This is a genomic window from Mycobacterium sp., assembly GCF_049683355.1.
GTDB lineage: Bacteria > Actinomycetota > Actinomycetes > Mycobacteriales > Mycobacteriaceae > Mycobacterium.
Map to the genome: position 1 here is coordinate 1 of NZ_JBAUJB010000395.1, position 5871 is coordinate 5871.

The window sequence follows — 5871 nt, forward strand, 5'->3', positions numbered from 1 at the left end:
CTTGTCCCCGTTGTCGGCGACACCACGCCGGTCGAGTTCCAGGTCGTCGTCAGAGACGACTCGGAGAACCTCACCGGCGTTCTCGGCACAATTCAGAAAGTGCTGCACAGTATCGCCCGCGTGTTCGGGCTGGCAGAAGCCGAAAACTACACGCAGACAGTGAACTTCAATGTCGACCCGATCCTGCAGTTGCCCCCGTCGTTGTTGGCGGTGGGCGGGTTGCCTTACGTCCTGGGCGGTGATCCGGTCAAGCTGCTCTCGGTGGCCGAGATCGTCGATCTGGATTCGTCGTCTCTGAAGAGTGCGACGGTGACGATCGGTTTGGGTCGCCAGGATGGACACGCTGGGTTACGTTGCGCCGCTGGGCAGCACCATAGCGGCGACGTGGGTCAACGATTGGACTCTGCAACTGACAGGGTCGGCATCGCTGGCGCAGTATGAGGCGGCGTTGCGAGCCGTCACGTTCAGCGCGACCGATCTGGGTCTTCTCGTGCGCACCGTGGAGGTCACCCTGACCGACGACAAGGACGTGGCGAGCCTGCTGCCGGCGATGGTCGCTGTTGGTGTGCTGCCTGGGATCGTGATCGATTTGCCGCTCCTCGTGGTACCGGTGGGCGCACCGATTCATATCGTCGGCAAGACGCCCGTGAAGCTGATGTCGTCGGTGAGCATCGCCAATGCCGACGACGGCCAGCTCAGCGGTGCGACGGTGAGGATCGAGACATTGGGTCGCCTCAGCGGTGACACGCTGGATTACGTTGCACCGTCCGGAAATCCGATCACAGTCGTGCAGACCAACGCGTGGACTCTGACGCTGTCGGGGGTGGCTACGGTCGCGCAGTATGAAGAGGCGCTCGAGGCCATCACCTTCAGCGCGAGCCAGGTGGGTCTCACCCGAACGGTGACGATTACCGTCACCGAGGCTGACGGGGACACCAACCCGATACCGGGCACGATCTTCGCCAATACGATTGCGCCGCTTCCGCCGACGGTCGTGGTGCTCTCGCTTCCGCCGACGCACACCATCGGCAAGCCCGGGGTGGTCGTGGCGCCGGTGGTCGAAATCGGAGACCTGGACTCGACGACGTTGACGGGAGCAACGGTGAAGCTCGGGTTGGGACGCCAGGCCGGAGACACGTTGAGCTATAGCGCCCCGAGCGGAAGTCCCATCACCGCATCGTGGAACGGCACGGACACGTTGACACTGTCCGGGATCGGCACCATCGCTCAGTACGAAGCGGCGTTGGAGGTTGTGAGGTTCTCGGCGACCGCGGGTGCGCTGATACCGAGGACGGTGACGATCAACGTCGTCGATGACTCCGGCGTCAGTGCGCTTGTCCCGGCGATCGTGGTTGCGGGCGTGAAGAATCCGGATCGGCCGACGATAGTAGTTGTCGGCTTGGCAGGCCTGTCGTTCCCCAACGTCGGGGACACGGTGAAGCCGATCACCTCGGCCACGATCGTCGATTTCGATTCATCTGTCCTCAACGGTGCGACCGTCATCATCACGGGCAACCGCAAGAGCGGCGACACGCTGGCATACACCCCGATCTCAGGAAACCCGATCAGGGCGACCTACGACGCCGGCACCGGGGAGTTGAAACTGTCGGGCACGGCCACCATCGCTCAGTACAAGCAGGCACTTGAGGCTGTGACCTTCAGGGCAACGCAGTTCGGTGGCGGAGCGCTGGCACTGTTCGTCACGCGGACGCTGCAGATCAACATCACCGACGATTCCAATTTGAATGCGCTGATCGCCGGCATCGTGACGGTGCAGGTGTATCGGTAACGGCGGAGTTATCCGGATTCCGCGGACACCACCGAAGTCACGCGGTGAATCGCGAACTCACGGACCCTGCCCGAGGCCGGGTCGTAGGCGGTCAGCTGCCCGCCGCGGACGTTGATCGGCGCTACCACGCGCTGTGTGGCGACGCCTGCGGGGTCGACGTAGCCGATCACCACCGACTCCTGGTGGTGCGCGGCCGACTGCAGCTCCGAGATCGCGACCGCGGGGTCCAGACGCATGCCCGACGGCGTGGCCGCGGCCTTGCGCAACACCGCCACGATCGCGCCGAGCGTCTGATCCGTCGGCGTCAGCCCGTGCCGGTACCCACGGCGACGGCCCGGCGCCGGAACCCGCGAACCGCGGCTGCGCAGATCCACGATCGTCCCCGTCGCATCCTCGGCAGCCGGGGCGAACCCGGCGCCTCGCAGCGCGGCCAGCACGTCGGCGATCGGGGCCTGTGACACCGCCACTGTCGGTGCGAGGGTGCGCAACTCCACTGATTCGGTCGCCGGCGCCGCGACCGCCTGCGCGAGCAGCGCGGCGTCCTCGCAGCGCACGAAGGAGGACGCCATGCCCACCCGGAGCTGACCGTGGCGGCGTGCGACGTCGTCGATCATGTACGTCAGTGTCTGCGGGACCGGGGTTTTGGAGTGTTTGGCGAACAGCGCGTGCAGCTCGCCTGCCGTTTTTCCGGTGTCCAGCGCTCGCCGGACGGACCCCTCGGTGATTCGGTACACCATGGCCGCTCCGGCGGACTCCACAGTCGCCACCGCCGCCAGTTGCTCGGCCAGTGAGCGCTCCAGCGGCCCGGGCACGATGACCGTCAGGTCGGCCTGCAGCAGGAAGTGGTCGATCGGCTTGGGCAGCACCTTCGACATGGCGGCGACGACGGCGTCCTCGGGCTCTCCGGCGAGCATGCGTCGCATCGGCGTGGACAGCGCGCCACGGCCGACCGCGCCGACAGCATGCGCTTCGGCGAGGAGCGCGGCCACCGGTTCGGGTTGGAGCCGTACCGACCACCGGGGACGCCGCCACACCATTGCCCGCGAAGCGCTCTCACCGTCGACTCCCGATCCCGGCGGCAGGTCGTTGAGAGTGTCGAGAAGTAGCCGGCGATCCAGCGGAGCGGCGGTGGAGAACAGTGAATCCGACAGCGCAGCATACGGTTTGCCGTCGGGCCCACGGCTACCGATGAGGCTGGGTCGGCCCGGCAGGTCCAGCCACGCCGAGACCACCAGGTGCCATTTGACCGCGGTCGGTGACTCGACGAACCGGTCGGCTGCCACGGTGGGCGCCCAGTAGGGGCCCACGCCGTCGGGCGGATCGGGCTCGGGCATTCCCGGAGCCAGCAGCCCGGCGGCCGCGGCCACCTCCAGCACCAACCCGAGCCGACGGTCCTCGATGCCGGTGAGCTTGGTCAGGCGCTTGACGTCACGCACCCCGAGACCGCCGCTGCGGAGCTCGGAAACCGGGTTTGCGCTCAGTGTTTCGATGACGGTCTCGACCTCGCGCAACAGGTCGAGCGCGGCGCCGGCGGCAACCGCGTCGACATCGCGCGCAGCGGTCGATGACACCGTGGGATCAGGGCGGCTCAGGCTGACGGGCCCCGGTACTTCGCCGCGCAGCACCTGGCCGACCAGCCTGGGCAGGATCACCGTGTCGTCGTCGATCCTGCGCAGCAACCCGGCACTGAGCAGTCGCTGCACCGGACGGTCGGGCGGGGTGCCCGGCATCGCGTCGCGGGTCCGGCCCACCGGAGATCCTTCAAGGAGCTTGTCGAGCAACTCCCGCGCGGCATCGTCGATGGATTCGAGCGCCCCGCGGATCTCGGCCGCCGATGGCGCAGTGCTCTCTGCGGTGGTCTGTCCGGGGTACCAGGGCAGACCGGACGCGGCTTCGGCGGCCACCCTCAGCACGTCGTCGCCCCACACCAGCGCGCGCTCCCGCAGATCCTCTACTGCGGTGTTGAGCGTGACGCCATCGGCTCGTTCACCGAGGGATGCCGTCAGGGCGGCGACGCTGACGCCACCGGTGTCGGCATGCAGGGTGAGCAGGGCGTCGAGCACTGCTAGGTGCAGGAAGTCGAGATCGTCGGTAGCCGCTTTGACCGACTGACGTGCCGCCGCGCGGGCGGCCAGCGCGGCCATGGTGCCCGGTGGGGGCTGGGTGAGATCGGCGCGCAACCGCAGCAGCCGGATCAGCCGGTCGTCGTCCAGCTCGGCCAACCAGGCGCCGAGCGGCACGCCCGGGCTCTTCGCGCTCATCGGTGTCCTCTGCTCATTGCGTGACCAGCGTAAAGCAGCGTGCCGGCCTCGCCAGCTAGCAAGCGGCCTGCCACAATGTGGGGGTGGCTGATCAGAAACAGCAGAAGACCAGATATGTCGACCCGGGCTGGCCGACGAGCGACGCCGACGATCACGCGGTCAGCGAACTGGCCGCTGACCGCACCGGGGCGCTGTCGCCGTTCGGTGACATCACCTTCCCGCTTCCGGCCGACGAACTTCCGTTCGTCCAATCCTCGACGGTCATCAACAAGTAACGGCGGGATGAGCGGTGGGCTCCGTCGATTCGGATGGCCATTCGGATCTCTCGCATGTCGACAAGTCGGGCGCGGCCCATATGGTCGACGTCACAACCAAGGACGTCACCAAACGCGTCGCGGTGGCAGCGGGAACGGTACACACCCGCCCCGATGTGGTCGCCATGATCAGTGCCAACGGGCTCCCCAAGGGCGACGCCCTGGCGACCGCCCGGGTGGCGGGCATCCTGGCCGCCAAGCGCACCAGCGATCTCATCCCTCTTTGTCACCCGCTGGCGATCACCGGCGTCGACGTCGAGTTCACGATGGGCGACGCCGACGACCCCGGCTCGGTCGGCATCACCGCGACCGTCCGCACCACCGACCGCACCGGTGTCGAGATGGAAGCGTTGACGGCGGTCAGCGTCGCCGCGCTGACGATCTACGACATGATCAAGGCTGTGGACCGGTCAGCGCGGATCGACGATGTCCGGGTGGTCCGCAAAGAGGGCGGTAAGACCGGTCCATGGGTCAGGTGACGGCGGCATGACGCGGTCTGGCGCGGTGGTCATCGCCTCCACCCGGGCATCTGCCGGCGTCTACGAGGACCGGTGTGGCCCCGTCATCGCCGACTGGCTCAACGAACGGGGCATCGCCACCCCGCCACCCGTTGTCGTCGCCGACGGCGGCCCCCTGGAATCGGCGTTGCGGGCGGTGTTGCGCGACAACCACGATGTGATCGTCACCTCCGGCGGAACCGGTATCTCGCCGACGGACGCCACCCCAGAAGTGACCGCCGCCCTGGTGGACTATCAGATTCCCGGTCTGGCCGACGCCATCAGGCGCGCGGGACTCCCGCACGTGCCGACGTCGGTGCTGTCCCGTGGTGTCTGCGGTGTCGCCGGTCGGACGCTGATCGTGAACCTTCCCGGATCGACCGGGGGCGTGCGCGACGGCCTCGGCGTGCTCGCGGACGTCCTCGGGCACGCGCTGGACCAACTACGCGGCAAGGACCACACCGGATGACCGTCGTCGTGCGCGCCTCGCTGACCGAGCAGCACATCGATTCGGCCGAGCACGAAGCCCTGGTGTCGCACCACGCCGCGGGCGCGGTCGTGGTGTTCGCCGGGGTGGTGCGCGATCATGACGGCGGTCGCACGGTGACGCGCCTGGACTACTCGTCGCATCCATCCGCCGAGCAGACGCTGACCGACGTCGTCGCCGAGATCGCGGCCGACTGCTCGGGAGTTCGTGCCATCGCCGTCAGCCATCGGGTCGGCGTCCTGCACATCGGTGACGCCGCGCTGGTGGCCGCGGTGGCCGCCGACCACCGGCGCGCTGCGTTCGAGACCTGCGCGCGCCTGGTGGACAGCGTGAAAGAGCAGCTACCGGTGTGGAAGCACCAGTACTTCGCCGACGGCACCGACGAGTGGGTGAACTCCGCCTAATGGGTGTTGATCAGCGTGTCCTTGACGGGGATTCTGTCTCTGGAGCGGGAGGCTGATCACCGAGCCGCCGGCCGGTGAGCACCGTTGCCGCCTGGAGTGATGGTCAACTCCTAAAGCTA

The 5871-nt window shown here is 67.7% G+C and carries 6 protein-coding genes and 1 pseudogene; 6 read left to right on the forward strand and 1 reads right to left on the reverse strand.

The genetic code is table 11. The annotated features are described in order from the left end of the window. Together WA944_RS22600 and WA944_RS22605 are read left to right on the forward strand one after the other, a co-directional pair. A pseudogene (locus tag WA944_RS22600) lies at nucleotides 1-441 on the forward strand (hypothetical protein); the annotation flags it as partial. Continuing rightward, nucleotides 335-1789 carry a hypothetical protein gene (locus WA944_RS22605; protein WP_526610987.1) on the forward strand — a complete coding sequence of 485 codons (1455 nt, stop codon included), beginning with the start codon at nucleotides 335-337 and terminating at the stop codon, nucleotides 1787-1789. The pseudogene WA944_RS22600 and the gene WA944_RS22605, both read left to right, overlap by 107 nt. Nucleotides 1790-1797: 8 nt before the next feature. On the opposite strand, the gene WA944_RS22610 is transcribed toward WA944_RS22605, so the two are convergent. Continuing rightward, nucleotides 1798-4050: a helicase-associated domain-containing protein gene (locus tag WA944_RS22610; protein ID WP_526610988.1), complete on the reverse strand. Its 2253-nt coding sequence runs from the start codon at nucleotides 4048-4050 to the stop codon at nucleotides 1798-1800. 83 nt (nucleotides 4051-4133) lie between these two features. Here WA944_RS22610 and WA944_RS22615 point away from each other — a divergent pair, with 83 nt between their 5' ends. From WA944_RS22615 to WA944_RS22630, 4 genes are read left to right on the forward strand one after another with little or no spacing between them, the layout of a single operon-like run. Continuing rightward, nucleotides 4134-4325, forward strand: coding sequence for a hypothetical protein (locus tag WA944_RS22615; RefSeq protein ID WP_526372552.1), 192 nt, complete (start codon nucleotides 4134-4136; stop codon nucleotides 4323-4325). Between the two features lie 14 nt (nucleotides 4326-4339). Next, complete coding sequence (gene moaC / locus WA944_RS22620; protein ID WP_526372553.1) at nucleotides 4340-4843, forward strand: cyclic pyranopterin monophosphate synthase MoaC; 504 nt, start codon at nucleotides 4340-4342, stop codon at nucleotides 4841-4843. 7 nt (nucleotides 4844-4850) lie between these two features. Beyond that, nucleotides 4851-5330: a MogA/MoaB family molybdenum cofactor biosynthesis protein gene (locus WA944_RS22625; protein WP_526372554.1), complete on the forward strand. Its 480-nt coding sequence runs from the start codon at nucleotides 4851-4853 to the stop codon at nucleotides 5328-5330. Further along, nucleotides 5327-5752, forward strand: a complete 426-nt coding sequence (locus WA944_RS22630; protein WP_526372555.1) for a molybdenum cofactor biosynthesis protein MoaE — start codon at nucleotides 5327-5329, stop codon at nucleotides 5750-5752. Before WA944_RS22625 ends, WA944_RS22630 begins: the two co-directional genes overlap by 4 nt. The last annotated feature ends 119 nt before the right edge of the window (nucleotides 5753-5871 follow it).

Bases quoted from the DNA above. Each gene is read 5' to 3' on its own strand.
- WA944_RS22605 (WP_526610987.1), top strand. From the start codon at position 335: ATGGACACGCTGGGTTACGTTGCGCCGCTGGGCAGCACCATAGCGGCG.
- WA944_RS22630 (WP_526372555.1), top strand. From the start codon at position 5,327: ATGACCGTCGTCGTGCGCGCCTCGCTGACCGAGCAGCACATCGATTCG.
- WA944_RS22625 (WP_526372554.1), top strand. From the start codon at position 4,851: ATGACGCGGTCTGGCGCGGTGGTCATCGCCTCCACCCGGGCATCTGCC.
- WA944_RS22610 (WP_526610988.1), bottom strand. From the start codon at position 4,050: ATGAGCGCGAAGAGCCCGGGCGTGCCGCTCGGCGCCTGGTTGGCCGAG.